The sequence below is a fragment of the Nocardia sp. 2TAF39 genome (assembly GCF_052114905.1).
GTDB lineage: Bacteria > Actinomycetota > Actinomycetes > Mycobacteriales > Mycobacteriaceae > Nocardia.
This window is the reverse complement of sequence record NZ_JBFRFQ010000015.1, coordinates 153178-178435: the sequence shown is the minus strand read 5'-3', so window position 1 is coordinate 178435 and position 25258 is coordinate 153178. Positions and strand designations below refer to the sequence as shown.

Genomic DNA, 25258 nt, shown 5'->3' with positions numbered 1-25258 from the left:
GGCTCTCGCGCGAACCCGGAATGACATGACTGTGATTAGACACGCCGGACGTGTCGATGGTCAAGCCGCCGACGCTATTCCGTTACTATCCGCAGCCGCATTCCGAATTGATCTTGTCACGTACGTTAGCAAATAGATAGCAAATTTACCGCGAGTCGTCTCCATCGGGGTACCGCATAGGCTGTGCGGATGTGACTGGACAACAAGCGGACGCCGTAGCTGGGAACGGGCCCCGGATCGCCGTCCTCGTCGGTGGCGTCGGTGGCGCGCGTTTCCTTCAGGGCGTCCGCGAACTGCTGCCCGAGGCCGACGTTGCCGCGATCGTGAACGTCGGTGACGACGCCTGGATGCACGGCCTCCGTATCTGCCCCGACCTCGATACCTGCATGTACACCCTAGGTGGCGGTATCGATTCCGAGCGCGGCTGGGGCCGGGTCGGCGAGACCTGGCACGCCAAGGAGGAGCTCGCGAAGTATCACGCCCAGCCGGACTGGTTCGGCTTGGGGGACCGTGATATCGCCACCCATCTGATCCGAACCGAAATGTTGCGTGCCGGGTACCCGCTCTCCGCGGTCACCGAGGCGCTGTGCAATCGATGGCAGCCCGGTGTGAAACTGATCCCGGCAACCGACGATCGCTGCGAAACGCATGTCGTTGTGACCGACCCGGACAATCCTGGCGAACGGCGCGCGATCCATTTCCAAGAGTGGTGGGTTCGCTATCGCGCGAACATCGACACCCATGGATTCGCCACAATTGGCGCCGATGACGCCAAACCGGGCCCAAATGTGACGGAGATCATAACGTCCGCCGATGTGGTGCTCCTCGCTCCGTCGAACCCGGTCGTGAGCATCGGAGCCATCCTCGCCGTGCCGGGCATTCGGGGCGCCCTGCGCACGACCGAGGCCAAGGTGATCGGCGTGTCCGGCGTGATCGACGGAAAACCGTTGCGCGGTATGGCCGACGAGTGCCTGTCGGTGATCGGAGTGGACACCACGGCCGAGGCGATCGGTCGGTATTACGGCGCCCGCTCGGCCACCGGAATCCTGGACGGCTGGCTGATCCACACCACCGACACCGCCGACGTGCCCGGTGTCGAGGTGCGTAGCGTGCCTTTGCTGATGACCGACCCGCCGGCTACCGCTGAAATGGTGCGCCAGGCACTGGATCTCGCGGGAGTGAAGCCATGACGACACCCACCGACCACGGGGCGGGCGAGCTGCGTATCCTGCCCGTCACCGGCCTTCCGGAGTTCCGGCCCGGTGACGACCTGGCCGAACACCTTGCTCGGTGTGCACCCTGGCTGGCCGACGGCGACGTGCTCGTGGTCACCAGCAAGATCGTCGCGAAGGTCGAGGGCCGCGTCGTGGAGGCGCCGATGGACCCCGAAGAACGGGACAGCGCCCGGCGCAGGCTCATCGACCAAGAGGCGGTGCGGGTGCTCGCGCGCAAGGGCCGCACCTTGATCACCGAGAACAAGCTCGGCATCGTGCAGGCGGCCTCCGGGGTCGACGGCTCGAATGTCGAGCAGGGCGAACTCGTCCTGCTACCGACCGATCCGGACGGCAGCGCCAAGGCGCTGCGGACGGCGCTGGCCCAGCGATTGGGCGTGACGGTCGCGGTGGTCGTAACCGACACCATGGGCCGCGCCTGGCGCAATGGCCAGACCGACGCGGCGATCGGCGCGTCAGGGCTTCGGGTGCTGCACGACTATGCGGGTGCTGTCGACGGCCAGGGCAACGAGCTGCACGTCACCCAGGTCGCGGTGGCCGACGAGCTGGCTGCCGCCGCGGACCTGGTGAAGGGCAAGCTCGGCGGCGTACCCGTCGCCGTGGTGCGCGGGTTTCCGGTCACCGACGACGGGTCCGGCGCCGCCGACCTGCTGCGCAGCGGTACCGACGACCTGTTCTGGCTCGGCACCGCGGAGGCGATCGAGCAGGGGCGGCGGGAGGCGATTCTGCTGCGTCGCTCGATCCGCCAGTTCGCCGATACCCCGGTTGATCCGGAACGCATCCGTGCGGCGGTGTCTGTCGCATTGACCGCGCCTGCCCCGCACCACACCCGCCCGGTGCGGTTCGTCTGGCTGCGCAAGCCGGGTCTGCGCGCCCAATTGCTGGAGGCGATGGCGGAGAAGTGGCGCGCCGATCTCGCCGCCGATGGCCTCGCGCCGGAACGCGTCGAGCGCCGCATCGCCCGCGGCCGCATCCTGTTCGACGCGCCCGAGGTGATCATCCCGTTCTGCGTGCCCGACGGCGCGCACGACTATCCGGACGAGCGGCGGCGCGCCAACGAGCGCACCATGTTCACGGTCGCGGTGGGCGCCGCGGTGCAGGGCCTACTCGTCGCCTTGGCCACCGAGGGGATCGGCAGCTGCTGGATCGGGTCGACCATCTTCGCCCCGGAGCTCACCCGTGACATCCTCGGCCTGGCCGACGACTGGAACCCTCTGGGCGCCATAGCGGTCGGTCATCCGCTGGAGGAGCTGTCCCCGCGGCCGGTGCGCGGTGTCGGCTTCGGCCTGGTCGAGCTGTGAGTACGCGAGCACCGCTCGGCGTGGGCGAGCGAACCACGGGAACAGCCGGGCGTCGCTCGGTCACGAGGGGTCGAAGCGCCAGCGAGGTGGCGTCATGACCGCGGCCTCGCTGCATGCCTCGGCCACCAAGCTGCTCGAATCCTGGTGTCCCGCAGCGAGTTCCGACCACTCGCTGCGCGAGGCGATGCTGGCTTTCCTCGGCTCGGCTCCGCGCGGCTGCCTACGCGAACACGCACCCGGCCACATCACCGCCTCGGCCGTGGTCTTCTCCCACGACGAGCGCGAGGTGTTGCTCACCCTGCATCCACGGGTGGGCCGGTGGATCCAGCTCGGCGGGCACTGTGAGGAGGGGGACGCCACGGTCGCCGACGCCGCGCTGCGCGAAGCGACCGAGGAGTCCGGCATCGCGGGCCTGCGGCTGGAGCCCGAGCTGTACGGCGTGCAGGCGCATCCGATCACCTGTTCGCTCGGTGCACCGACCAGGCACTTGGACCTGCTGTTCCGGCTCACCGCGCCCGTCGGCGCGGTACCGGTGCGCAGCAGTGAGTCCACTGATCTGCGCTGGTGGCCGGTGGACGCGCTGCCCGCCGACGCGGACGTCCTGCTTCGTTGACGCCCTACCGCTGAAATTCACTGCTACAGACCTCCATCCCGCACAGTGCCGATGGCCGCTTGCGGGGTGGAGCGTCTTGCGGCGCCGGGGGCGTCTCATCCGACGACCGCACCCATCCTGCGGAACTGGTCGGCTGCCTGCGTCGCGTCCGACCTTCCCCATAGGCAGCGAAGGGAAGCCACTGCTGTCTTTACAAATTGCCGTATTTGTCTATACATGCGACAAATGGGGCGGTATCGTCCAATATTGGAGGTAATGCACATCACACGTGATGTGCCGCTTTGAATGGAGACGACGATGTCGACGGACGCCGACCTGTCCGCACAGCCGGTCGAGTTGCCGGCTTGGCGCGACCGCAAGCGATACATGTGGTTGTGGGGGTTGTTCGCACCGACCGGTCTGTTCACGATCGGCCTACCGCTCGTCTGGGCGTTGAACGAATTCGGCTGGCACCGCCTGGCGCAGGTGCCGTTCTGGCTCGGGCCGATCCTGGTCTACGTGCTGATCCCATTGGCCGACATCTTCTTCGGCCCGGACGGCGACAACCCGCCCGACGAGGTGATGGAGTATCTGGAGAACGACAAGTACTACCGCTACCTCACCTACCTGTACCTGCCGTTCCAATACTCGACGCTGCTTCTTGCGGCCTACCTGATCACCGCGGACAACGTGAGCTGGCTCGGCATCGATGGCGGGCTGCGCGTAGTGGACAAGATCGGCCTGGCGATCACGGTCGGCATGATCGGCGGCATCGGCATCAACACCGCGCACGAACTCGGCCACAAGAAGGTGAGCCTGGAGCGGTGGCTGTCGCGCATCGCGCTGGCCCAGTCGTTCTACGGGCATTTCTATATCGAGCACAACCGCGGCCACCACGTGCGCGTCGCGACGCCGGAGGATCCGGCGAGTTCCCGTGTCGGCGAGACCTTCTGGGCGTTCTGGCCACGCACCGTGTGGGGCAGCCTGAAGTCGTCCTGGCACCTGGAGAGAGTCCGCTTGGAGCGGCTGGGCAAGAAGCCGTGGAGCCCGCGGAACGAGGTGTTCAGCGCCTGGCTGATGTCGGCGGTGTTGTACGCGGTACTGCTGGCGGTGTTCGGTATCGAGCTGTTTCCGTACCTGATCCTGCAAGCTGTCGTCGGCTTCAGCCTGCTGGAGGCGGTCAATTACCTCGAGCACTACGGCCTGGTGCGTCAGCGGACGGCCGGTGGACGCTACGAGCGGCCCGCTCCGGTGCACAGCTGGAACAGCGACCACATCGTCACCAACATCTTCCTGTACCACTTGCAGCGGCACAGTGATCACCACGCGTATCCGACCCGGCGCTACCAGACGCTGCGCAGTTGGGATGGCGCACCGAACCTGCCCAGTGGATACGCCAGCATGATCTTGCTCGCCTACTTCCCTCCACTGTGGCGCCGCGTCATGGACAAGCGGGTGCTCGCGCACTACGGCGGCGACATCACGCGCGCCAACATCCATCCGGGCAAGCGCGACCAGGTGCTCGCGCGCTACGGCACGGATGCCCCGACCGGCGGCGCACAGGTGGCCGAGGCATGAGTGCGCGCAGCGAGCGAGCAGCGGGCGCGGTCGTCATGGCGATAATGCGGGAGCCGAGCGCTGGCGAGGTGGAGTCGTGACCGCTTATCGCTGCCCCGTCTGCGACTATGTCTTCGATGAGGCGAAAGGGGCGCCGCATGAGGGTTTTCCGGCGGGCACCCGGTGGGAGGCCGTCCCGGACGATTGGTGCTGCCCCGATTGCGGTGTACGGGAGAAGATCGACTTCGAGCAGATAGGGGCCACGAAATGAGTACAGCATCGCCAAGCGATTCGATGAGGGGTGGCGGCGGGGAGACGGGTGGGCCCGAATACAAGCTCTTTCAATGCATCCAGTGCGGTTTCGAATACGACGAGGCCAAGGGATGGCCGGACGACGGGATCGCGCCGGGAACGCGCTGGGACGACATCCCGGACGACTGGACCTGCCCCGATTGCGGAGCCGCCAAGGCCGACTTCTTCATGGTCGAGATCGAGCGGTCGTGAGATTTTGACTGCGGCAAGCGCCCGTGACAGTGTCGCGGGTATGCCGCGCAACGGAACCAGGATTCCCTACCAGGAGGCCGCACGGGAACTCCTGCGCACGTCGGTCCTGGACGCGATGCGCGAGCTCCTCACCGAGCGTGACTGGTCCAAGATCACGCTCGGTGATGTCGCGGCCAGGGCAGGAGTGAGCAGGCAGACGCTCTACAACGAGTTCTCCTCGCGCAACGGCCTCACCCAGGCATATGCGTTGCGCTTGGCCGACGATCTGGTCGACCACGTCGACGCGGCGATCGCCGGCAATGTCGGTGATGCCCGCGCCGCGTTCCGCGAGGGGATGGCCAACTTCTTCCTCGACGCGGCTGCCGACCCGCTGGTGCGGTCGCTGCTCGCGGGCGAGGTGAAGCTGGATCTGCTGCGGCTGATCACGCTCGATGCCGGGCCGCTGCTCGACCACGCGACCGAGCGGCTTTCGCTCGCGTTCCAGCACAGTTGGGTGGCGGCGACGGCCGCCGAATCGGACGTCATCGCGCACGCGCTGGTGCGGATCGCGCTGAGCTACATTCCCACCCCGCCCGGTCCGGGGCGCGATGCCCCGGGGGAGTTGAGCGCGCTGCTCGGCCCGTACGTCGAGGCGATCCTGGCGGCACGGGTGCAGAGCTGAGCCGATCGGCACAGGGCAACCGGTTCGCGATCGAGGATAGTGATTCTCATCACATGAGAACGTCCGCAAGAACCGACTGCCAGGCAGGTAATCTCTGCCACGTTTCAACCGTTCAGCCAGATGTAACAGACATAGAGTCTGCAACTATCTTCATGCGTCGTCGAAGTCAGGGTCTTATTAAGCGGGGCAAACGTGCAAACGGTTGGCAAACCGGCGGGGTCGGTCGACCCCAAACGCCATCTGTGGGTTCTCGGCCTGATCGCTCCATCATCCGCCTTGTTGCCGTCACAACTCGTGCTCCACACGGGCGCTGTGGTCTTCTGGTGGATCGGGCCGATCATCGTGCTGGTCGTGATCCCGGTGCTGGACTGGTTGATCGGCGAGGACGGCAGCAATCCTCGGGACGAGGACTACGAGTTGCTGTCGAACGACCGGTACTACCGGTGGTGTACCTACCTGTTCTTGCCGATCCAACTGATCGGGTTGGCCGTCGCCTGCTACATGTGGGCCGGTGACGAGTTGAGCGTGGTCGACAAGCTCGGGTTGGCTGCCACCCTCGGTCTCGTCAGCGGCATCGGCATCAACGCCGCCCATGAGCTCGGGCACCGGGTCGAGCACCTGGAGCGCTGGCTGGCCAAGATTGCCCTGGCTCAGTCCGGGTACGGGCATTTCTTCGTCGAGCACAACCGCGGGCACCACGTGCGGGTGGCCACTCCGGAGGATCCGGCCAGCGGCCGGCTCGGTGAGTCGCTGTGGGAGTTCCTGCCGCGCAGCGTGTCCGGTAGCTTCCGTTCGGCGATCGGGCTTGAGCGTAAGCGACTGGCCCGCAAGGGCAAGGGCTGGTGGAACGTGGATAACCACATCCTGCAGGCGTGGTCGATGACCCTGGTGCTGTTCGGCGGCCTGATCGCGGCGTTCGGCCCGCACGTGCTGCCCTATCTCGCGTTGCAGGCCGTGATCGGCATCGCCCTGCTGGAGACGGTGAACTACGTCGAGCACTACGGCCTGCTGCGGTCGCGGCGCCCGAACGGGCTCTATGCCCGCTGTTCGCCGCGGGACAGCTGGAACAGCGACCATCTGGTCACCAACATCTTCCTGTTCCACCTGCAGCGCCACAGCGACCACCACGCCAACCCAGGCCGCCGCTACCAGACGCTGCGCAGCTCTCAGCAGGCACCGCAACTGCCGGCGGGGTACGCCACCATGATCGTGCTCGCCGCCATCCCGCCGCTGTGGCGCCGGATCATGGACAGGCGCGTTGCGGACCACTACGGCGGCGACATCACGCTCGCGAACATACAGCCGCGCAAGCGTCGCCGGATCCTGTCGGCACACGGGGTGACCGCCTAGTCCGTATCCGGCGGCCAGCGACTAGCCTTGCCTCGGTACCTGCCGAACCAGGAGAGGCTGATGACCACCTCAGAACTTCCCGCACGCACATCTTTGACCGCCGATGTCCGCAATGGCATCGACTACAAGGTGGCGGACTTGTCGCTGGCCGAATTCGGTCGCAAGGAGATCCGCCTCGCCGAACACGAGATGCCCGGTCTGATGGCGCTGCGCCGTGAGTACGCCGAGGTGCGGCCGCTGCAGGGCGCGCGCATCTCCGGCTCGCTGCACATGACCGTGCAGACCGCGGTGCTGATCGAGACACTGACAAGTCTCGGCGCCGAGGTTCGTTGGGCCTCGTGCAACATCTTCTCCACCCAGGATCACGCGGCGGCCGCGGTCGTCGTCGGACCGCACGGCACTGTCGACGAGCCCGAGGGCACCCCGGTGTTCGCCTGGAAGGGCGAGACCCTGGAGGAGTACTGGTGGGCCGCCGAGCAGATGCTCACCTGGCCGGACCAGCCCGCCAATATGATCCTCGACGACGGTGGTGACGCCACCATGCTCGTGCTCCGCGGCGCACAGTTCGAGAAGGCGGGCCTGGTTCCGCCGGAGGACGAGGACCACTCGGCCGAGTACAAGGTGTTCCTGAACCTGCTGCGCCAGCGCTTCGAGACCGACAAGGGCAAGTGGAGCGCGATCGCCGACTCGGTCCAGGGCGTCACCGAGGAGACCACCACCGGCGTGCTGCGGCTCTACCAGTTCGCGGCGGCGGGCGAACTGGTGTTCCCGGCGATCAACGTCAACGACTCGGTCACCAAGAGCAAGTTCGACAACAAGTACGGGACCCGCCACTCGCTGATCGACGGCATCAACCGCGGCACCGACGTGCTCATCGGTGGCAAGAAGATATTGATCTGTGGCTACGGCGATGTCGGCAAGGGCTGCGCGGAATCGCTTGCCGGACAGGGCGCCAGGGTGCAGGTCACCGAGATCGACCCGATCAATGCGCTGCAGGCGCTGATGGACGGCTACGACGTGGTGACCGTGGAGAAGGCGATCGGCGAGGCCGACATCGTCATCACCGCGACCGGCAACAAGGACATCATCACCCTCGAGCACATGAAGGCGATGAAGGACCAGGCCATCCTCGGCAACATCGGCCACTTCGACAACGAGATCGACATGGCGGCGTTGGAGCGTTCCGGCGCAACGAAATTGACGATCAAGCCACAGGTCGACCTGTGGACGTTCCAGTCCGGCCGATCGATCCTGGTGCTGTCCGAGGGGCGCCTGCTGAACCTGGGCAACGCGACCGGACATCCGTCGTTCGTGATGTCGAACAGCTTCTCCAACCAGGTGATCGCGCAGATCGAGTTGTGGACCAAGCCGGAGGAGTACGACAACGAGGTCTACCGTCTCCCGAAGCACTTGGACGAGAAGGTCGCTCGCATCCACGTCGAGGCGCTGGGCGGCGAACTGACCAAGCTCTCCAAGGACCAGGCCGAGTACATCGGCGTGGACGTGGAAGGCCCGTACAAGCCGGAGCACTACCGCTACTGAGCGGCCGGCGGGCGGGGTGTCCCGTCGACCGTCCGGTCGGCGGGCACCGCGTGGTGGACAACCGAGCCGTGTCCGGCCATGTCTGCCCGGTATCGGCCCTGGTAAGTCCGTGTCGGCGGTGAACAGGCGGCGGGGTATCGTGCCTGCCTATGGGAGTGCTGATAGCGGTCGAGGGCCTCGACGGCGCGGGCAAGCGCACGCTGATCGACCGGGTCGTCGCCGATCTGCGCGAACGTGGCCTGCGGGTGCAGGCGATGGCCTTCCCGCGATACCACCGCTCGGTACACGCCGACTTGGCCGCCGAGGCGCTGCGTGGCGTGCACGGCGATCTGGCCGACTCCGTCCGCGGCATGGCGTTGCTGTTCGCGCTGGACCGCGCGGGCGCCCACGATGAGCTGTCGAAGCTGTTGGCCGACAACGACGTTGTGATTCTGGACCGCTATGTCGCCTCCAACGCAGCCTATTCCGCTGCCCGGCTCAGACAGTCGGCCGACGACGAAATCGTCGGCTGGGTCGGCGAATTGGAGTTCGGCAGGTTCGACCTTCCCGCGGCCACGCTGCAGGTGTTGCTGGACGTGCCGACCGAGGTTGCGGCCGAGCGTGCCCGCAGGCGAGGCGAACTCGACGCCGCCCGCGCGCTGGACGCCTACGAACGCGACGGCGGTCTGCAGCACCGAACCGGTGCGGTGTACCGTCAGCTGGCTGAACGCGACTGGCACGGGCCATGGTGGACATACCGATCCGACGACGACCCGGCTACGCTGACCGCGCGGATCACCGAAATCATTGGTCGATAAGGTTGGCTGTGCCGCGGGTTCACACCAGTGTTGGCGTGGCGGCCCGATCCTGGCCTGGGAGATGACAACATAGTAGTTATGAAGCCGAAGATTCTGGTCGTCGACGACGATATGGCACTCGCTGAGATGCTCACGATCGTCTTGCGCGGGGAAGGGTTCGACCCGCATGTGGTCGGCGACGGCACACAGGCCCTTGCGGCGGTTCGGGAGATCCGCCCGGATCTGGTGCTGCTGGACCTGATGCTGCCCGGCATGAATGGCATCGACGTGTGCCGCGTGCTGCGGGCCGATTCCGGGGTTCCGATCGTGATGCTCACGGCCAAGACCGACACGGTCGACGTCGTGCTCGGTCTCGAGTCAGGCGCCGACGACTACATTGTCAAGCCGTTCAAGCCGAAGGAACTCGTCGCCCGGGTGCGCGCCCGTCTGCGCCGCACCGAGGAGGAGCCTGCCGAGCTGCTGTCGATTGCGGATATCGTGATCGATGTGCCCGCGCACAAGGTCAGCCGCGGCGGCGCGCAGATTTCGCTGACGCCGCTGGAGTTCGACCTGCTCGTCGCGCTGGCCCGCAAACCGCGCCAGGTGTTCACCCGTGAGGTCCTGCTCGAGCAGGTCTGGGGTTACCGGCACGCCGCCGACACCCGCCTGGTGAATGTGCACGTGCAGCGACTACGCGCCAAGGTCGAGAAGGATCCCGAGAACCCGGAGATCGTGCTGACCGTGCGTGGCGTCGGCTACAAGGCCGGACCACCGTGACCCGGTCCGAGTTCATAGCCCGGAGGCGGTAGCTTGCGTGACCACGAAGGGCCCCGCCGAGGCCGGGATTCGGACACCGATGGCGTGATCGCACGTCTTCGACGATCGATGGCACCGGTGGTGGTCTGGTTCCAAGCCGTCGGCAGCGCCCTCGGCCACCTCTGGCGCCGCTCGCTGCAGTTGCGCGTCATCGTGTCGACTCTGACCCTGTCGCTGATCGTCATCACGATCCTCGGCGTGGTGTTGACCAGTCAGATCACCGACCGCCTGTTGGACGCCAAGATCAATGCGGCGGTCGAGGAAATGGACCGCGCGCGCAATACGGTGCAGAGCCAGCTGGCCGGCGTGCACGACATCGGTACCCAGCAGCAGCGTCTGCAGGATGCGCGTAACGCGCTGTCCAACCGCGGCGACGCCGGCCAATCGACTGGTGCCGCCGGCACTTTCGATTCGGCGCTGACCATCATCGGTGGCATGCCGCAGCAGCAGATCTCCACCGGCCCGATCCACGAGGTGCCCGACGAGCTGCGCCGGTTCGTGCAGCGCAACCAGGTCAGCTACCAGTTCGCTACAGTCGACGACCCGGGCGGTTACAACGGTCGTGTGCTGATCATCGGCAGCCCGAGCGCCGACATCCCCACACTGGAGATCTACCTGATCTTCCCGCTGGCCAACGAGGAACGCAGCCTCGCACTGATGCGCGGCACCATGCTCGTCGGCGGCATCGTGCTGCTGGTGCTGTTGGCGGCGATCACCGCGCTGGTGACCAGGCAGGTGGTGTTGCCGATCCGCTCCGCGGCCAGGATCGCAGGTCGTTTCGCCGACGGCAGGCTCAAGGAACGCATGCTGGTGCGCGGCGAGGACGATATGGCGCGGCTGGCCCAGGCGTTCAACGAGATGGCCGAAAGCCTTTCCAACCAGATCACCCAGCTGGAGGAGTTCGGCAACCTGCAGCGCCGCTTCACCTCCGACGTCAGCCACGAACTGCGCACGCCGCTCACCACGGTGCGCATGGCCGCCGATCTGATCCACGGCAGCAGCGACGACCTCGACCCCGCCCTTGCTCGCAGCGCCGAGCTGCTGGTCAACGAGCTGGACCGGTTCGAGGGCCTGCTCAACGATCTGCTCGAGATCAGCCGCCACGACGCGGGCGTCGCCGAACTCCAGGTCGAATCGCTCGACGTGCGGATGTGCGCGCGGGCCGCGATCTCCACCGTGCGGCACCTGGCCAAGGATGCCGGTGTCGAGGTGATCACCGATATGCCGGAAGAGCCGTTGGTCGCCGAGGTCGACCCGCGCCGGGTGGAGAGGGTGTTGCGCAATCTGCTGGCCAACGCGATCGACCACAGCGAGGGCAAGCCGGTGCTGATCCGGATGCGCGGCGACGCCGACGCCAACGCGGTCGCCGTCGTTGTGCGCGATCAGGGCATCGGCCTTCGACCCGGCGAAGAGAAGCTGGTCTTCAACCGGTTCTGGCGCTCGGACCCGTCCCGGATGCGCCGCTCCGGCGGCACCGGCCTCGGCCTGTCGATCAGCGTGGAGGACGCGAACCTGCACGAGGGCAAGCTCGAGGCGTGGGGCGAGGTCGGCGTCGGCGCCACCTTCCGACTGACGCTGCCGCTGCTGCGCGGGAAGAAACTCGGCGCGAGTCCGCTGCCGCTGGAACCTGCCCGCAAGTCGATGCGGGTGGTCGAGCCGGCGCCGGCCGCCGATCCCGTTGCCGCGAATCCGGACGCTGCGGGCGACAGCGCAGCAACGCCCGCCGATACCGCGTCGGGTACAGCACATGTTTCTGTGCCCGGTGACGCGCCTGCCCATGGTGGCGCTTCGGCATCGGGTGCTGCGGCTGCGTCTGTGCCCGGTGGCGAGCCTTCGTCTGGTGGCCCTTCCGCGTCCGGTGACGGGCCTGCCTCGGGTGGCGTGTCGGATTCTGGTGGTGCGTCTGCACCGGGCGCCGGGCCCGCGTCCGATAGTGCGCCTGCTTCCGATGCGGCGCCCGTGTCCGGAACCGGGCAAGCGTCCGGTGGCACATCCACGTCCGGTGACGGGCCCGCTTCTGGCGGGGCGTCGGCGTCTGGTGGTGCGCTTGCTTCTGGTGGCATGCCTGCGCGCGGCGACGGGAAGACTCCGTCCGGGGACGCGCCTGCGCCGGGTGTCAGGACGGTGTCCGGGGTCGCGCCGGTGTCGGGTTCTGGGACCGTGTCCGGTGCCACGCCTGCATTCGGTGACCGGCCCGCCCCCGATGCGAACGGATTGCAGGCGCCCCGGTCGGCGCAGGCCGGGGGCGGGGCGGAGCGCAAGTCCGGGGACGTACAGTCATGAGCATGCGTGCCAGGTCTGCGCGGAAGCAGCGGTTGTCCACGCTGGTCGCGGTCGTGGTCGCGATCCTATTGTCACTGACCGGATGCGCCAGTCTGCCCGAATCCTCCGCGCCGCAGGCGCTGGGCACGATCGATCGAGAGCCCACATCCGAGGGTCCGCCGCCGCCCATCGCCAACCGCGATCCGGATCTGCTGCTGCGCGACTTCCTGCAGGCCACCGCCGATCCGGCCAATCGTCACCTGGCCGCGCGCCAATACATGACCCCCGCGGCCTCGACCCAGTGGGACGACGCCGCGAACACCGTGATCGTGGAGAAGCCGGACACATTGCGTGAATCGCGCACCGGCGATAAGGCGACGTACCGAATCCGCGCGCGCAAGGTCGGCGAGCTGGCCGCGGACGGCGCGTACCGCGCCAGTGACGACCTCGTCGAGAACAAGATCGAGCTGACCAAGGTCGATGGCGAGTGGCGCATCGACGAGCTGCCCGACGGCGTCGTGATGGACTCCACCGCGTTCGCCAGGTCCTATCGGCGCTACGTGCTGTACTTCGTCGACCCCGCTGGTACCACCGTCGTCCCGGATCTGCGCTGGATCTCGGTGGCCAAGGTTCAGCTGACCCAGAAGCTGCTCAGCCTGCTGAGCGAGGGCACCCAACCGGCGCTCACCCCGGTCCTGCGCAACCAGCTGGCCGGGCCGGTCGCCCTCCGCGGTCCGATCACCAAGTCGAACGGCGACCCGGACGGGGTCGGCATCGGACTCGGCGGCGTCAAGATCGACTTCGCCGGTGCCTCCGCCTTGAACCCACGCGATCGCGAGTTGCTCGCCGCCCAGGTGATTCTGACGTTGTCCGGTGCCGATGTCCTCGGCCCCTACGTCTTGCTCGCCGACGGCAAACCGCTGGACGACCGGTTCGCCGCGAACGGATGGACCGTTGGTGACGTGCAGCAGTTGAATCCGGCGACATCCGCACGCAACCAGGTCGGGCTGCACGCGCTGCGCGGCGGCGGACTGGTGCAGTTCCAGGGCAACGGCGGCATCACGCCGACACCGGGGTACTTCGGCGCGGTGAACAACCTGCAGTCTGCGGCGCTGTCCCAGGACGGCCAGCTGGTGGCTGCGGTGGCCGAGACGGGAAGGTCCGAGCAGTCCCGCACACTGATGGTCGGCACCTACGGCGGCAACGCCTTCCCGGTGGCCGCCGGCTCGACCATCACCCGACCTTCGTGGACCTCGGACGGCAGCGCGGCGTGGGCGGTGGTCGACGGCGAGCGGGTGATCCGCGCGATCAACGACCGGGCCACCTCGACGGTCTCGGTGCAGGAGGTCGACACCTCGGCGCTGGCCACGGTGTCCTCCGGTTTCGCGCCGAGGTCGCCGATCACCGACTTGCAGATCTCACGCACCGGCGTCCAGGCTGCGCTGATCGCCGACGGCAAAGTCTATGTGGCGGTGGTGGAACGGCGTCCGAACGGCCACTACGCCCTTACTGCGCCGCTGCCCGTCGCGATCACCCTGAGCACCCGCGCTGTGTCGCTCAGCTGGCTCACCGTGGACACGATCATCATCGCCCGCGAGGGCAATGTCGACCCGGTGAACACCGTCGCGGTGGATGGTTCCCAGCCGATGCCACAGACCAGCCGGAACCTGACGCCTCCGGTGCGAGAGGTCAGCGCGTCGCCGGAACACCAGTACGTCGCGGACTCACGCGCGGTGCTCGAGCTGACCAGTAATCCGGACGGCGGTGAGCCGTACTGGCGCGAGGTGCCCGGGCTCGGCGCGAACGCTGTTCCGGTCCTGCCCGGCTGAGATCGCGCCTTGGTCGGTCCCTCCGGCTCGCCGTGACCCGCGGCGTGATCGTCGGGTTGTCGACGCATTGATGTGACCGCGGAGGTCGTCGAGGACGGCAACCGGTCGGCGGGCGGAAACGCCGTGGCGGTCGGTCGTTCGGGGAGCAGCAGTTGGCGGCCGTCCCACCGCTCGCGCGGCGGTGTGCGCCGAGTTCGCGCACTCCGGTCTCGATCAGGTCCGCCGCGCAGCCGTGTGCACGATACCGAGCGACGAGGCCCCACCGCCTCGGAGTTGACGACGACACGACCGCGGCTATAGCGATCGCTCTGGCGGTAGCCGGCGCCTACGGTCCTCGAACTGCGGCTGGGTCGTCGTAATTACTTCCAGGGCATCGTATTCCGTAGCCGTAGCCGTAGCCGTAGCCGTAGCCGTAGCCGTAGCCGTAGCCGTAGCCGTAGCCGTAGCCGTAGCCGTAGCCGTCGTACGGCGAAGTTGTCGGTGCCCGGGCGCAGACTCGGGCGATGGGGACGCTGCTGGATCTGATTCTGCCGACGGCCTGCGGGGGGTGCGGGCTGGCCGGGGCGGCGTGGTGTGCCGGCTGCGGGGCCGCCATGGCCGCGCCGCCGGTCCGGGTGCGACCGCGCACGGATCCGGGTGTCCCGTGCTGGGCGCTCGGTCCTTACCGTGGGCCGGGCAGCCGCGCGGTGCTCGCGGCCAAGGAGCGGGGTCGGCGGGATCTCGCGGAGCCGCTCGGCGCGGCGCTCGCGGGCGGACTGGCGCGGCTGCGGTCGTGGGATCGGCCGCTGGTACTGGTGCCCGCGCCGAGCAGGGCGGCGGCGGCTCGGCTGCGGGGCGGAGATCCGGTGCTGCGCACGGCGCGGGTAGCCGCGAGGTGGCTGCCCGATAGCCGGGTGGTATCAGTGTTGCGAGTGTGGCGCGGGGTGCGTGATTCGGTCGGCTTGACGCCCGGTGAGCGGGTACACAATCTCCGTGGGCGGGTGACTACTGTACCCGGCTGCGCCTCCGAGTGGGGCATAGAGAAGAACGCCGAGGTAGTGGTGGTCGACGACGTACTGACAACCGGCGCGACGGCTCGGGAATCGGTCCGTGCGCTCGCGGGGATCGGACTTCCGATACGTGGGGTTTTGGTTATCTGTGCCGCTTGACGCCGGGAAATTTGCGTGAAGACTGGCGGTCCGCCCGATGTCGTACTAGCGTCGCGATCACACACCCGAACCGGGAGTTTGGAGGTGTCGCCTCGGACAACATGTGCCGAGCGATTTTCGATCGGCACTGCTCAATCCCGCCGCATGAATCGGTCTGTGCGGCCATATCCGGGAGGTACGCGTGACGACTTCTTCACGACCTTCAGTGAAAGACGCAGCTCCTTCGGTGCTGGATTCCGGCGCCCAGGATGCGACAGAGCGACCTGTAGCGGAAAGCCCACGGGCTCCGCTCGCCGATATCGTGGTGAAAGGCCGCAATGTCGAGGTGCCTGATCATTTTCGAATCTACGTCGCGGAAAAACTCTCCCGCCTCGAGCGCTTCGACCCGTCGATCTTCCTCTTCGACGTCGAGCTGTTTCATGAACGCAACCGTCGCCAGCGCAAGAGCTGCCAGCGCGTCGAAATCACCTCGCGCGGTAGAGGTCCCGTCGTCCGGGCCGAGGCCCGCGCAGACAGCTTCTACGCCGCCTTCGAGTCGGTGACCGCGAAGCTGGAGAGCCGATTGCGTCGTACCAAGGATCGGCGCCGGGTGCACTACGGGGACAAGACCCCGGTCTCTGTCGCCCAGGCTACGGCCGACCTGGTGGATGAGTCCCTGTTCGAGCGGCCGAGCGGGTCGAGCGCCGCGCATGCTCATCCCGAAGGTGAAAGCCGCCGCATCGACGACGCAGAGAACACGGATTACGCCACGGGTCCCGGTCATATCGTGCGTACGAAGGTGCATCCGGCGACTCCGATGACCGTCGACGACGCCCTCTACGAGATGGAACTCGTCGGCCACGACTTCTTCCTATTCCACGACAAGGAGACCGACCGGCCGTCGGTCGTCTATCGCCGTCATGCCTTCGACTACGGCCTGATCCGGCTCGCCTGATCGAATCCGTCCGTTTCTCCGGGTGCCCAGCTCGACTGCTGGGTGCCCGGAGATCGTTGTGAAAGCCTTTCTCTTCCTTGGTCATCGGCGCGCCGGAACGAGCAACTCGGATCGCCGGGTCAAGCAGCGCAGCCCGAGGTCGCTGCCGCGAGCTAGAGGCCTTCGCCGTGCAGTTGCTGTCGGTGTCGAGTGCGCCTCTCCAGCGACGAGTGAACCAAGACTGGCGGGATCGCGACACCGCCGTCGGCGCGGTGGGCATCGACGAACTGAACGCGCACGGCGGCTGGGGCGCCCTCAGGCACCCGTTCGGCGCCACCGCGGAGCGCATGGTGACCACCATGCCGACGAGGTGACCCGCGCCGGCAAGAGCACGGCGCTGCTCGGCATTTGCGCCGCTGGCGGCATCCGCGCTTCAGCGGTGCTCGAGCGGGTCCGACCAGACGCGGGTCGGGCGCGGTGGAGTCCGGATGATGGAACTCCCGTGGGACGGGACGAGTGCGCGAGCGCGCCGTCTGTGGCGCTAGCGCCTCTGCTCAGGTTGCCCAGAGGCTGGGTCGGGCCGACGGTCGCGGCCCTCGTCGGCGATGATCCGCAGGCAGGTCTGGTGCTTGGTCTCGCCGGGGACGCCCTCCCGCCGCAGGCGCAACATCGCCTGAGCCAGATCGATGCCCAGCTCGCTCGATAGCCGAACGGCAGCGACATTGGCCATTGCACAAACCTCCTGAAACGAAGAACGCTGCGTCAGAAGCAGTTTCGCCCAAGGCGTACCCACTCTGCGGGCAATTGAATCATGAACGACTCACTCGGCCCGCATCGTCGAACTCGACCTCGTCGAGCCAGCGCTACTCCGGCATCTCGGCCGTAGCCTCAGCCTCGGTAGGTCTCCTGGTGCACGGCATCCGCGAGTGGCCTTCCGGCGCGCCAGCCGAATCGTTCCAGGTCGGGAATCTGCTGGAACTCGTGCACTGGGCCAACACACAGCCAGGCTACGGGGTGGATGCCGTCGGGGAGACCCACCAACTCGGCGAGGAATTCGGGGTCGTAGAACGAAACCCAGCCGACGCCGATGCCTTCGGCGGTAGCGGCCAGCCAGAGGTTCTGGATCGCGAGAACCGCCGAGTAGATCCCGGTTTCGGGCACGGTGGCCCGGCCGAGCACCTGCGGTCCGCCCCGGTCGTGGTCGTAGCTGACCACGATGCCGGTGCCGCTCTCGGTAACGCCTTCGATCTTGATCGGCTCGAAGGTCGCGGCGCGCTCCGGTGGCAGCGCGTCCCGGAACTCGCCGCGCTTGCCCGCCACGTGGTCGGCGAAATTCCGCAATGTCGCCGGGTCGCGGACGACGACGAAGTCCCACGGCTGCGAGTTGCCCACGCTCGGCGCCCGGTGCGCCGCACCGAGCATCCGCCACAGCGTGGCATCGTCCACGGGTTCCCCGGTGAACTCCGCGCGTACGTCGCGGCGCCGCTGGATGGCTTCGTAGACGGTCAGATCATCAGCACGCTGTGTTTTTGGCCGCGCGGGCGCGGCGGGTTCGCGGCCCCCTTGTGGCTCGCGTCCGAGCGACCGCCGCTGGCGACTTCGTCGCGGACGCGGCGGCCGCTCGGACGCGAGCCGGGCCGCGAACGGGGAATGCTCGGTCTCGCTACGCTCGGAAACGGGGGTTGAGCCGCTTCTGGTGGGTAGGTCAGCACTGTTGTGGGCGGGCGCACTCGTGTTGTGGGCGGGCGCACTCGTGTTGTGGGCGGGCGCACTCGTGTTGTGGACGGGCGCACTCGTGTTGTGGGCGGGCGCACTCGTGTTGTGGGCGGGCGCAGCCGTGTTGTGGGCGGGCGCACTCGTGTTGTGAGCGGGCGCAGCCGTGTTGTGAGCGGGCGCACTCGTGTTGTGAGCGGGCGCAGCCGTGTTGTGAGCGGGCGCACTCGTGTTGTGAGCGGGCGCAGCCGTGTTGTGGGCGGGCGCAGTCGGATTGATGCGTGTGCGTGCTGGCAAAACGATCAGACCGGGCGACGGGTGATCCGGCGTCGGCCCTTGGCGATCGCGGTGCGCAGACCCCGGCGCTTCCCGGTCACCGGGTCGATGGTGGCTGTGGTCTTCCCGCCGAACTTGCGCTCCGAGGCTGTTTCGGGCGCGTCATCGACGGTGGCGCGCAGGTATTTGTTCGGCAACGCCAGCTTGAGGATGGTCCGCCACGCCTTGAAGTACTGCACCGGCAGCGAACCGGTGGTGTAGGGCAGGTCGTACTTCTCGGCCAGCTCGCGCACCCGCACGGCGATGTCGGCGTACCGGTTGCTCGGCAGGTCCGGGAACAGGTGGTGTTCGATCTGATGGCTGAGGTTGCCGGTCATGAAATGCGTGAGTGGCCCGCCGGAGATGTTGGCGCTGCCCAGCATCTGACGCAGGTACCACTGGCCGTGTGTCTCGCCATCGATGTCGGCCTTGGTGAACTTCTCCGCGCCGTCCGGGAAATGGCCACAGAAGATCACCGCGTTGGACCACACGTTGCGGATCGCGTTGGCCGCCAGATTGGCGGTCAACGTGGAGAAGAACGCGGGACCGGTGAGCGCGGGGAAGATCACGTAGTCCTTGAGGACCTGCTTGCCCATTTTGGTGAGCGCCTCGCCGCGCTTGCGCTCGAACTCGGCCCGTTCCGGGGTGCCCGGTTTGTATCGGCCCGCGGCCAGCTTGCCCAGCTCCAGGTGCTGGATGGCCACGCCGTACTCGAAGAACAGCTGCAGCACCAGGTTGTAGAGCGGGTTGCCCAGGTTGAACGGCTTCCACCGCTGATCGCGGGTCACCCGCAGCAGGCCGTAGCCGATGTCGTCGTCCATGCCGAGCACGTTGGTGTACTTGTGGTGCAGGTAGTTGTGCGTGTGCTTCCAGTGCTTGGACGTACCGGTGTTGTCCCATTCCCACGAGCTGGAGTGGATCTCCGGATCGTTCATCCAGTCCCACTGCCCGTGCATGACGTTGTGCCCGATCTCCATGTTCTCGATGATCTTGGCGGTGCTGAGCAGGGCGACGCCGGCCAGCCATGCGGGCGGCAGGAAGCTGCCGAACAGTACAGCGCGGCCGCTGATCTCGAGCGCGCGCTGGAGCCGGATGACGTTGCGGATGTACTTCGCGTCGCGCTCGCCGCGCGAGGACTCGATTTCCCGCCGGATCGCATCGAACTCCGCGCCGAGTGCCTCCACGTCGGCCTCGGTCAGGTGCGCGTATTCCTTGACATCCGAGATGGCCATGCCGGTTACTATACCGTAGGTTACGAGGCCGTAGGTTGTGCGTAAGTCGTCACTACTGGATGGAGCACGCTCTTGCGGTCAGCGACCGGATAGTTCAGCGCCGCCTACGGCCGAAGCGAAAAGGCTTGTCCCGCACGGCTTTCCTGCGTAGCGCTGCCTGCTCGTGGCGGGCACGCTCGTGCAGCGCGAATGTGGCCTCACGCAGCATCGCCTGCTCGTGCTTGGCCTTCTCCCGCAACGCAGCCTTGGCCTCGCGCAGCAGCTCCTTCTCCTGCCGCGCCTTCTCTTTGAGCACAACTTTCGCCTCATGCAGCGCCGAGCGCAGACCGCGCCGTTTGCCGGTTTCCGGATCGATGCGGAGCCAATGCGTGGACTCCGCACCCGGCAGCGTCAGATCCCAGCCGGTGCCGATCGACTGCAGGGTGATGCCCGCGAACTTGCGTTCCGAAGAGGTCTCGGGGGCGTTGTCGGCGGTCGCCTTCAGGAACCGGTCCGGCAGCGCGAGCTTGTGGATGGTGCGGAACGCGAGCAGATACTGCTTGCCCAGCGAGCCGGTGGTGTAAGGCAGGTCGTATTTGTCGCACAGCTCGCGCACCCGCACCGCGATCTCCGGATACCGGTTGCTCGGCAGATCGGGGAACAGGTGATGCTCGATCTGGTAGCAGAGGTTGCCGCTCATGAATGCCATGGCAGATCCGGCCTTGAAGTTGGCGCTGCCCAGCATCTGGCGCAGATACCACTCACCACTGGTCTCGTTCTCGAGTTGTTCGATGGTGAACTTCTCCGCGCCGTCGGGGAAGTGGCCGCAGAAGATCACCGCGTACGCCCACAGGTTGCGGACCAGGTTGGCCATCGCGTTCGCCTTCAGGGTCTGCTTGAAGGCGGGTCCGGTCAGTACGGGATAGATCAGGTAGTCCTTGGCCACCTGCCGGGAGATCTTGCGCCCGAAGTCTTTGTTCGGCTGCGACATGAGCTCGCGGGGCGGGGTGCCGGACAGCTCTTTTTCGATGCTCCAGTCGTGCAGCGCGATGCCCCACTCGAAGGTGGCGGCCAGCAGCAGGTTGGCCAGCGGCTGCACCAGGTGGATCGGTCTCCACTGCTCGTCGCGGGTCATCCGCAGGATGCCGAAGCCGAGATCCTCGTCCTTGCCGAGGACGTTGGTGTAGGTGTGGTGGGAGTAGTTGTGCGCGCGGCGCCACTGCGACGAGGGCCCCGTCATATCCCACTCCCAGGAGCTGGAGTGGATCTCCGGATCGTTCATCCAGTCCCATTGCCCGTGGCTGACGTTGTGCCCGAGCTCCATATTCTCGATGATCTTGGCGACCGAGAGCAGCGCGGTACCCGTCAGCCAGGCCCAGCGGTTGCGACTGCCGAACAGCACGGCGCGGCCCGCCACTTCGAGACCGCGCTGCGCCGCGATCGAGCGTCGGATGTACTTCGCGTCGCGCGCACCGCGGGACAACTCCACCGAGCGCCGGATCGAATCGAGCTCCTGCCCCAGTGTCTCGATGTCGGCCGCCGTGAGGTGGGCGAAGGTCTTGATGTCGGTGATGGCCACCGGGGTCCTTTCCCTACTCGAACTAGATCGAGGGTACCTGCCGGACTACACGTCCAGGGCGCAGTCGCCTGCGGCGGCCGAGATGCAGGTTTGCACCTTGTCGCCCTCGTGGTGCTCGTCTCCGTTGCGCAGATCGCGCACGTAACCGCAACTCACGGTGACGACACAGGTCTGGCAGATCCCCATGCGGCAGCCGAACGGCATCTGTACGCCGAGGGACTCGCCCGCCTCCAGCAGGCTGGTCGCGCCATCCACCTCGGTGCTGCGCCCGGACTTACCGAAAGTGACCGTGCCGCCCTCGCCGACCGTTGAGCGCTCGATCTCGAATCGCTCCACGTGCAGCCGGTCGGACCGGCCGGCGTCGCGCCAGTGGTTGCCGATCTCGTCGAGCATCGCCGCGGGGCCGCACGCCCAGGTGTGCCGCTCCCGCCAGTCGGGAAACTTCGTGTCGAGGTCGGCGAGCGCGAACTTGCCGTGCTCGCCGGTGAGATGCAGGTGCGAGCGGAAACTGGGATTCCGGTCGTGCAGCGCGCGCAGTTCCGCGCCGAACATCACGTCGTCGGCGGTGCGCGCGGAATGTAGGTGCAGCACGTCGGTGACCAGCTCACGGCGGTCCATCGCGCGCAGCATCGACATGACCGGGGTGATGCCGCTGCCCGCGGTGAGGAACAGCACCTTCTCCGGCGGGGGGTAGGGCAGCACGAATCCGCCCTGTGGCGCGGCGAGCCGGACGATGGTGCCGACCGGAACGCCGCTGACCAGGTGGCTGGACAGGAAGCCTTCCGGCATCGCCTTCACAGCGATCGAGATCAGTCGCTTGCCGCCGTGTCCCGGTTCGGTCCAGTTCGGGGGGCAGGTCAGCGAGTACGAGCGCCAGTGCCAACGGCCGTCGACAAGGATGCCGATACCGATGTACTGACCGGGTTGGTATTTGAAGTCGAAGCCCCAGCCCGGTTTGATCACCAGTGTCGCGGAGTCCGCGGTTTCCTTGCGCACCTCGACGATGCGCCCGCGCAGCTCGCGCGCAGACCACAGCGGGTTGGCCAGGTGCAGGTAGTCGTCCGGCAGCAGCGGGGTGGTCACCCGGGCCACGGCTCCGCGCAGGACGTTCAGCCTGCCGCCGCGCTCGGCGACACTCGCGGCCGGCGCCTCCAGCCACTCGCGGACGCCCCGCACCGAGAATCCGCCTCTTTTCGAACCCATCGCTGCCGTTCGTCTCCTTGTCGTCGGATGCGTCGATCGGACGCCGCCTCGCCTGCAAGGTTACGGCATCGTAGGTTCATGTGGTGGGCAAGCCCGGGCGAACGGTGTCGTTCGGTTACCCTGCGGCTCGGACGATGCGCGATTCAGAGCAGTTCGAGCAGGAATGGCAGCTCCTGCGCGGCGTACCAGGCCAACTGGTGGTCCTCGGCGTCGCCGAGCACGAATTCGGCGTCGGTGTCGCCGAGATCGGCCGCATCGATCACGTCGACCGCCTTGGCCACCTCTGGCTCGGCGTCCGCCAAGTCGACGTGTACCGAAGCGATCTGCTGATAGCCGATCGGACCCGCCAGGCGCACCACCGCGTCATCGAGATCGGGCCGCAGCGTCGCGCCGGTCACGTCGGCGGCGATCACCGCGCGCCGGTAGACCGGGCTGCCGGAGGCAACCGGTGCGTCGTCGTCCGGCGTTGCGTTCGCTGCGTTTTCGTCGGACTCGGCGATCTGTTCGCGCTCGGCGGCGAGCAGCCGCAGCGACGCGCGGGCGGCCTCCCCGATGGCCACCTCGCCGAGCTCCTCGTTGTCGCCGGAGGCGTATGCCTCGCGCAGCGCGGGGGTGACCGCGAACGCGGTGCCGCCGATGGGGGCCAGCTCCCGGTTCGCGACCAGCTCACGCAGCATCGGCACCGTCGCCGGGATGTAGACCCGTAGCTTCTTCTGGTCAGACGCAGGCACCGAGCATCTCCTCCATGGAATCGCGCACCGACGCGGCGAGCACGCCGATGTCGGCCATCGCGTCGCGGTCGGCGTTGAGTCCGAAGAACACGCGTCCGTCGTAGGACGTGATCCCGATGCTCGACGCCTGGTTGCGTAGCAGTGGCGCCACCGGGTACATCTCCAGCATCCGCGCGCCGCCGATGAACATCGGCGTCTGCGGACCCGGCGCGTTGGTGATCACCAAGTTGAACGTGTGCTCTGCGAACGTACTCGCCGCGCGCACGCTCATCGCATGCAGGCTGGCCGGAGCGAACCCGGCGAGATGAACGAGGGTGCGCGCGCGGACGGCACGCTGGTTTCTGCCGTTCAGTTCGGTGGCGTGCGAGATGTGCGACAACCGCATCACCGGATTCGGCTCGCCGACCGGAAGGTCGATCAGGAGCGACAACACCTCGCCTGCCGGCTTCGGCCGATCCCCGCCGTTCGGTTCGGCATACACCGACATGGGTACGACCGCCCGCAGTGTGGTCGACTCGGTGAGCGCCTCGCCGCGCGACAGCAGCCAGTTGCGCAGCGCGCCGGTGACCACCGCGAGGATGGCGTCATTGATCGAGCAGTCGAAACGGGTGCGGATCGTGCGGTAGTCCTCCAGGTCGGTACGCACCACGTCGAAGCGGCGGCTGCGGGAGGTAGGGCCATTCAGTGGGCTGTCCGGCGCGCCGGTCGCCGCGGCCCGCACCGCCGACACCACCGAGTCCACCGCCTTGCCCGCCGTGCCGATCACGGCGAACGCGCCCGCGCTCGCGTCGCGGGCTACCTCCAGCGCCTTGCGTGGCTGGGCCGCGAGGTCGGCCAGCGCTCCGACCAGCAGTTCGACGTCGCTGGGTTCGCGCGGCGCGATCCAGGCGTCGTCGGCCAGCTCGCGCGGTGCGGGCCCGGCATCGAGGATCACGTGGCCGATCTCCAGCGCGGTATCTCCGTCCACGAGTGCTGAGTGCGACTTGGTGAAGATCGCGCAGCGGCCGTCGGACAGACCTTCGATCAGATACATCTCCCACAGCGGCCTGCTCTGATCCAGGGGGTGGGAGGCGAGCCGGGCGACCAGGTCGTACAGCTGCTCATCGGTGCCGGGAGCAGGCAGCGCCGAGCGCCGGATGTGGTAGGTGATGTCGAATCGGCTGTCCTCGACCCAGACCGGCCGCCCGAGCGACAGCGGGATCTCCCGCACCCTGCGCCGGTACCTCGGCACCAGCGGAAGCCTGCCCTCGACCAGGTCGAGTAGCCGGTCGTAGTTCAGGATCGGCGCGCTGGAGCCGGGGTCGGTGTTTTGGACGATCGCGAGGGAGCCGATGTGAATCGGATTGCTGCTCGACTCGAGCCGGTAGAACGACGCGTCCTGCGGCGTCAGTCTCGTGATCACGCTGCCCGGTGCTCCTTTTCCCGATGCCGTCCCTGCCTATTGTGCTGCCGCGACAACGGTTGCCTCGCCCCGTTGTGGCATATCCGGTGAAATCGGTGTGCCCCGCAACCCTCCAGGTGGTTTATGGCACGTTTTTCCGTTCGAGTTCGGGAACTCGATTCGATCACAGCGGGGACCGGGATGCACGGTCGGCTGGGCGTTCGGTCGCTCAGCGTGTCGGACTGCGGCGACGTCGACCGAGGGCCAGGCCATCGCGTCAGCGATTCCGTCACGGCAGCCCACCCGTGAAACACGCGCTGCGCAGACGTTTTGCGTCGTCGGGCTCTTCGTGAAACAGCTTCGGCGCCAATGGATTCGCCGATAGTTCGCTGTCCTGCGGCCGCGGTGACACCGGCGCGGGCGGTGACCGAGCATTCACCGGGTTTCCGGTGTGGAGCCCGCTCGCCGGCGGACTCGGCCCGTCAGCCGCGCGTACTGTGGGGGACAACGCGCGCGTCAGGGGGTCCTGACGACATGGGAGGCGGCACGTCGCTGCTCGTCGGCGCCTACCATGGATGCCGCATTACCATGAAGGACGCCGCGGATTCCGCGCCACCGCGTGGGCCCGCACCGGCCCCGGGG

General features: G+C 67.3%; 23 protein-coding genes and 2 pseudogenes. 17 read left to right on the top strand and 8 right to left on the bottom strand.

The annotated features are described in order from the left end of the window. Positions 1 to 191 precede the first annotated feature (191 nt). The 13 genes and pseudogenes from cofD (at position 192) to lpqB (ending at position 14422) form a co-directional block, all read left to right on the top strand. Complete coding sequence (cofD, locus tag AB4Z47_RS12415; protein ID WP_441950430.1) at positions 192 to 1190, top strand: 2-phospho-L-lactate transferase; 999 nt, start codon at positions 192 to 194, stop codon at positions 1188 to 1190. Beyond that, positions 1187 to 2533 (top strand): coenzyme F420-0:L-glutamate ligase, encoded by a 1347-nt coding sequence (locus tag AB4Z47_RS12410; protein WP_441950429.1) that lies wholly within the window; start codon positions 1187 to 1189, stop codon positions 2531 to 2533. Before cofD ends, AB4Z47_RS12410 begins: the two co-directional genes overlap by 4 nt. 94 nt (positions 2534 to 2627) lie before the next feature. Further along, a complete protein-coding gene (locus AB4Z47_RS12405) occupies positions 2628 to 3146 on the top strand; it encodes an NUDIX hydrolase (protein ID WP_441950427.1) in 519 nt (172 codons plus the stop codon). 297 nt (positions 3147 to 3443) lie between these two features. Then, positions 3444 to 4703 (top strand): alkane 1-monooxygenase, encoded by a 1260-nt coding sequence (locus AB4Z47_RS12400; protein ID WP_441950425.1) that lies wholly within the window; start codon positions 3444 to 3446, stop codon positions 4701 to 4703. 76 nt (positions 4704 to 4779) lie between these two features. Then, positions 4780 to 4953, top strand: coding sequence for a rubredoxin (locus tag AB4Z47_RS12395; RefSeq protein ID WP_441950423.1), 174 nt, complete (start codon positions 4780 to 4782; stop codon positions 4951 to 4953). 23 nt (positions 4954 to 4976) lie between these two features. Further along, positions 4977 to 5186 (top strand): rubredoxin, encoded by a 210-nt coding sequence (locus AB4Z47_RS12390; RefSeq protein ID WP_441950556.1) that lies wholly within the window; start codon positions 4977 to 4979, stop codon positions 5184 to 5186. A gap of 40 nt (positions 5187 to 5226) precedes the next feature. Then, positions 5227 to 5847 carry a TetR/AcrR family transcriptional regulator gene (locus tag AB4Z47_RS12385; RefSeq protein ID WP_441950421.1) on the top strand — a complete coding sequence of 207 codons (621 nt, stop codon included), beginning with the start codon at positions 5227 to 5229 and terminating at the stop codon, positions 5845 to 5847. A 192-nt stretch (positions 5848 to 6039) separates the two neighbouring features. Beyond that, positions 6040 to 7197: an alkane 1-monooxygenase gene (locus AB4Z47_RS12380; RefSeq protein ID WP_441950420.1), complete on the top strand. Its 1158-nt coding sequence runs from the start codon at positions 6040 to 6042 to the stop codon at positions 7195 to 7197. Between the two features lie 60 nt (positions 7198 to 7257). Continuing rightward, a complete protein-coding gene (ahcY, locus tag AB4Z47_RS12375; protein ID WP_441950418.1) occupies positions 7258 to 8739 on the top strand; it encodes an adenosylhomocysteinase in 1482 nt (493 codons plus the stop codon). A gap of 149 nt (positions 8740 to 8888) precedes the next feature. Then, entirely contained in the window at positions 8889 to 9536 is a 648-nt protein-coding gene (locus AB4Z47_RS12370; RefSeq protein WP_441950416.1) for a dTMP kinase, read from the top strand. A gap of 78 nt (positions 9537 to 9614) precedes the next feature. Then, positions 9615 to 10292, top strand: coding sequence for an MtrAB system response regulator MtrA (mtrA, locus tag AB4Z47_RS12365; RefSeq protein WP_039800350.1), 678 nt, complete (start codon positions 9615 to 9617; stop codon positions 10290 to 10292). Between the two features lie 108 nt (positions 10293 to 10400). Then, positions 10401 to 11961 (top strand): annotated as a pseudogene (mtrB, locus tag AB4Z47_RS12360) (MtrAB system histidine kinase MtrB); the annotation flags it as partial. Positions 11962 to 12610: 649 nt separating this feature from the next. Beyond that, positions 12611 to 14422: an MtrAB system accessory lipoprotein LpqB gene (gene lpqB, locus AB4Z47_RS12355; RefSeq protein ID WP_441950414.1), complete on the top strand. Its 1812-nt coding sequence runs from the start codon at positions 12611 to 12613 to the stop codon at positions 14420 to 14422. 325 nt (positions 14423 to 14747) lie between these two features. Here lpqB and AB4Z47_RS12350 read toward each other — a convergent pair whose 3' ends face one another. Continuing rightward, positions 14748 to 15017 carry a hypothetical protein gene (locus AB4Z47_RS12350; protein WP_441950566.1) on the bottom strand — a complete coding sequence of 90 codons (270 nt, stop codon included), beginning with the start codon at positions 15015 to 15017 and terminating at the stop codon, positions 14748 to 14750. On the opposite strand from AB4Z47_RS12350, the gene AB4Z47_RS12345 reads away from it, so the two are divergent. The 3 genes from AB4Z47_RS12345 to AB4Z47_RS12335 all read left to right on the top strand — a co-directional run bounded on the left by AB4Z47_RS12345 (position 14926) and on the right by AB4Z47_RS12335 (position 16857). After that, positions 14926 to 15570 (top strand): ComF family protein, encoded by a 645-nt coding sequence (locus AB4Z47_RS12345; protein ID WP_441950412.1) that lies wholly within the window; start codon positions 14926 to 14928, stop codon positions 15568 to 15570. The genes AB4Z47_RS12350 and AB4Z47_RS12345 overlap by 92 nt on opposite strands. Before the next feature lie 229 nt (positions 15571 to 15799). Next, positions 15800 to 16504: a ribosome hibernation-promoting factor, HPF/YfiA family gene (gene hpf, locus AB4Z47_RS12340; protein ID WP_441950555.1), complete on the top strand. Its 705-nt coding sequence runs from the start codon at positions 15800 to 15802 to the stop codon at positions 16502 to 16504. Between the two features lie 209 nt (positions 16505 to 16713). Continuing rightward, on the top strand, positions 16714 to 16857 hold the full coding sequence (locus AB4Z47_RS12335; protein WP_441950410.1) for a hypothetical protein: 144 nt from the start codon (positions 16714 to 16716) through the stop codon (positions 16855 to 16857). A gap of 167 nt (positions 16858 to 17024) precedes the next feature. On the opposite strand, the gene AB4Z47_RS12330 is transcribed toward AB4Z47_RS12335, so the two are convergent. After that, entirely contained in the window at positions 17025 to 17213 is a 189-nt protein-coding gene (locus AB4Z47_RS12330) for a hypothetical protein (protein WP_441950409.1), read from the bottom strand. A 158-nt stretch (positions 17214 to 17371) separates the two neighbouring features. Then, positions 17372 to 17992 (bottom strand): 5,6-dimethylbenzimidazole synthase, encoded by a 621-nt coding sequence (bluB, locus tag AB4Z47_RS12325; protein ID WP_441950554.1) that lies wholly within the window; start codon positions 17990 to 17992, stop codon positions 17372 to 17374. A gap of 207 nt (positions 17993 to 18199) precedes the next feature. Between bluB and AB4Z47_RS12320 the strand changes: the two are divergent. Continuing rightward, positions 18200 to 18397, top strand: a pseudogene (locus tag AB4Z47_RS12320) (hypothetical protein); the annotation flags it as partial. A gap of 101 nt (positions 18398 to 18498) precedes the next feature. Here AB4Z47_RS12320 and AB4Z47_RS12315 read toward each other — a convergent pair. The 5 genes from AB4Z47_RS12315 to AB4Z47_RS12295 all read right to left on the bottom strand — a co-directional run bounded on the left by AB4Z47_RS12315 (position 18499) and on the right by AB4Z47_RS12295 (position 24637). After that, positions 18499 to 19743 carry a fatty acid desaturase family protein gene (locus AB4Z47_RS12315; protein ID WP_441950407.1) on the bottom strand — a complete coding sequence of 415 codons (1245 nt, stop codon included), beginning with the start codon at positions 19741 to 19743 and terminating at the stop codon, positions 18499 to 18501. A gap of 94 nt (positions 19744 to 19837) precedes the next feature. Further along, the gene (locus tag AB4Z47_RS12310) at positions 19838 to 21301 is read right to left on the bottom strand and encodes a fatty acid desaturase (protein ID WP_441950405.1); all 1464 of its coding nucleotides are present in this window, start codon (positions 21299 to 21301) and stop codon (positions 19838 to 19840) included. Between the two features lie 45 nt (positions 21302 to 21346). Continuing rightward, entirely contained in the window at positions 21347 to 22504 is a 1158-nt protein-coding gene (locus tag AB4Z47_RS12305; RefSeq protein ID WP_441950404.1) for a ferredoxin reductase, read from the bottom strand. A gap of 143 nt (positions 22505 to 22647) precedes the next feature. Then, a complete protein-coding gene (locus AB4Z47_RS12300) occupies positions 22648 to 23181 on the bottom strand; it encodes a DUF6912 family protein (protein ID WP_441950553.1) in 534 nt (177 codons plus the stop codon). A 40-nt stretch (positions 23182 to 23221) separates the two neighbouring features. Beyond that, on the bottom strand, positions 23222 to 24637 hold the full coding sequence (locus tag AB4Z47_RS12295) for a WS/DGAT/MGAT family O-acyltransferase (RefSeq protein ID WP_441950402.1): 1416 nt from the start codon (positions 24635 to 24637) through the stop codon (positions 23222 to 23224). Positions 24638 to 25258 lie beyond the last annotated feature (621 nt).

What these genes read in the sequence shown, in the direction of transcription:
- AB4Z47_RS12410 (WP_441950429.1), top strand. Translation starts at nt 1,187, where the DNA reads ATGACGACACCCACCGACCACGGGGCGGGCGAGCTGCGTATCCTGCCC.
- AB4Z47_RS12405 (WP_441950427.1), top strand. Translation starts at nt 2,628, where the DNA reads ATGACCGCGGCCTCGCTGCATGCCTCGGCCACCAAGCTGCTCGAATCC.
- AB4Z47_RS12400 (WP_441950425.1), top strand. Translation starts at nt 3,444, where the DNA reads ATGTCGACGGACGCCGACCTGTCCGCACAGCCGGTCGAGTTGCCGGCT.
- AB4Z47_RS12390 (WP_441950556.1), top strand. Translation starts at nt 4,977, where the DNA reads ATGAGGGGTGGCGGCGGGGAGACGGGTGGGCCCGAATACAAGCTCTTT.
- AB4Z47_RS12385 (WP_441950421.1), top strand. Translation starts at nt 5,227, where the DNA reads ATGCCGCGCAACGGAACCAGGATTCCCTACCAGGAGGCCGCACGGGAA.
- ahcY (WP_441950418.1), top strand. Translation starts at nt 7,258, where the DNA reads ATGACCACCTCAGAACTTCCCGCACGCACATCTTTGACCGCCGATGTC.
- AB4Z47_RS12370 (WP_441950416.1), top strand. Translation starts at nt 8,889, where the DNA reads ATGGGAGTGCTGATAGCGGTCGAGGGCCTCGACGGCGCGGGCAAGCGC.
- mtrA (WP_039800350.1), top strand. Translation starts at nt 9,615, where the DNA reads ATGAAGCCGAAGATTCTGGTCGTCGACGACGATATGGCACTCGCTGAG.
- lpqB (WP_441950414.1), top strand. Translation starts at nt 12,611, where the DNA reads ATGAGCATGCGTGCCAGGTCTGCGCGGAAGCAGCGGTTGTCCACGCTG.
- AB4Z47_RS12345 (WP_441950412.1), top strand. Translation starts at nt 14,926, where the DNA reads ATGGGGACGCTGCTGGATCTGATTCTGCCGACGGCCTGCGGGGGGTGC.
- AB4Z47_RS12350 (WP_441950566.1), bottom strand. Translation starts at nt 15,017, where the DNA reads ATGGCGGCCCCGCAGCCGGCACACCACGCCGCCCCGGCCAGCCCGCAC.
- AB4Z47_RS12330 (WP_441950409.1), bottom strand. Translation starts at nt 17,213, where the DNA reads ATGGCCAATGTCGCTGCCGTTCGGCTATCGAGCGAGCTGGGCATCGAT.
- AB4Z47_RS12315 (WP_441950407.1), bottom strand. Translation starts at nt 19,743, where the DNA reads ATGGCCATCTCGGATGTCAAGGAATACGCGCACCTGACCGAGGCCGAC.
- AB4Z47_RS12305 (WP_441950404.1), bottom strand. Translation starts at nt 22,504, where the DNA reads ATGGGTTCGAAAAGAGGCGGATTCTCGGTGCGGGGCGTCCGCGAGTGG.
- AB4Z47_RS12300 (WP_441950553.1), bottom strand. Translation starts at nt 23,181, where the DNA reads ATGCTGCGTGAGCTGGTCGCGAACCGGGAGCTGGCCCCCATCGGCGGC.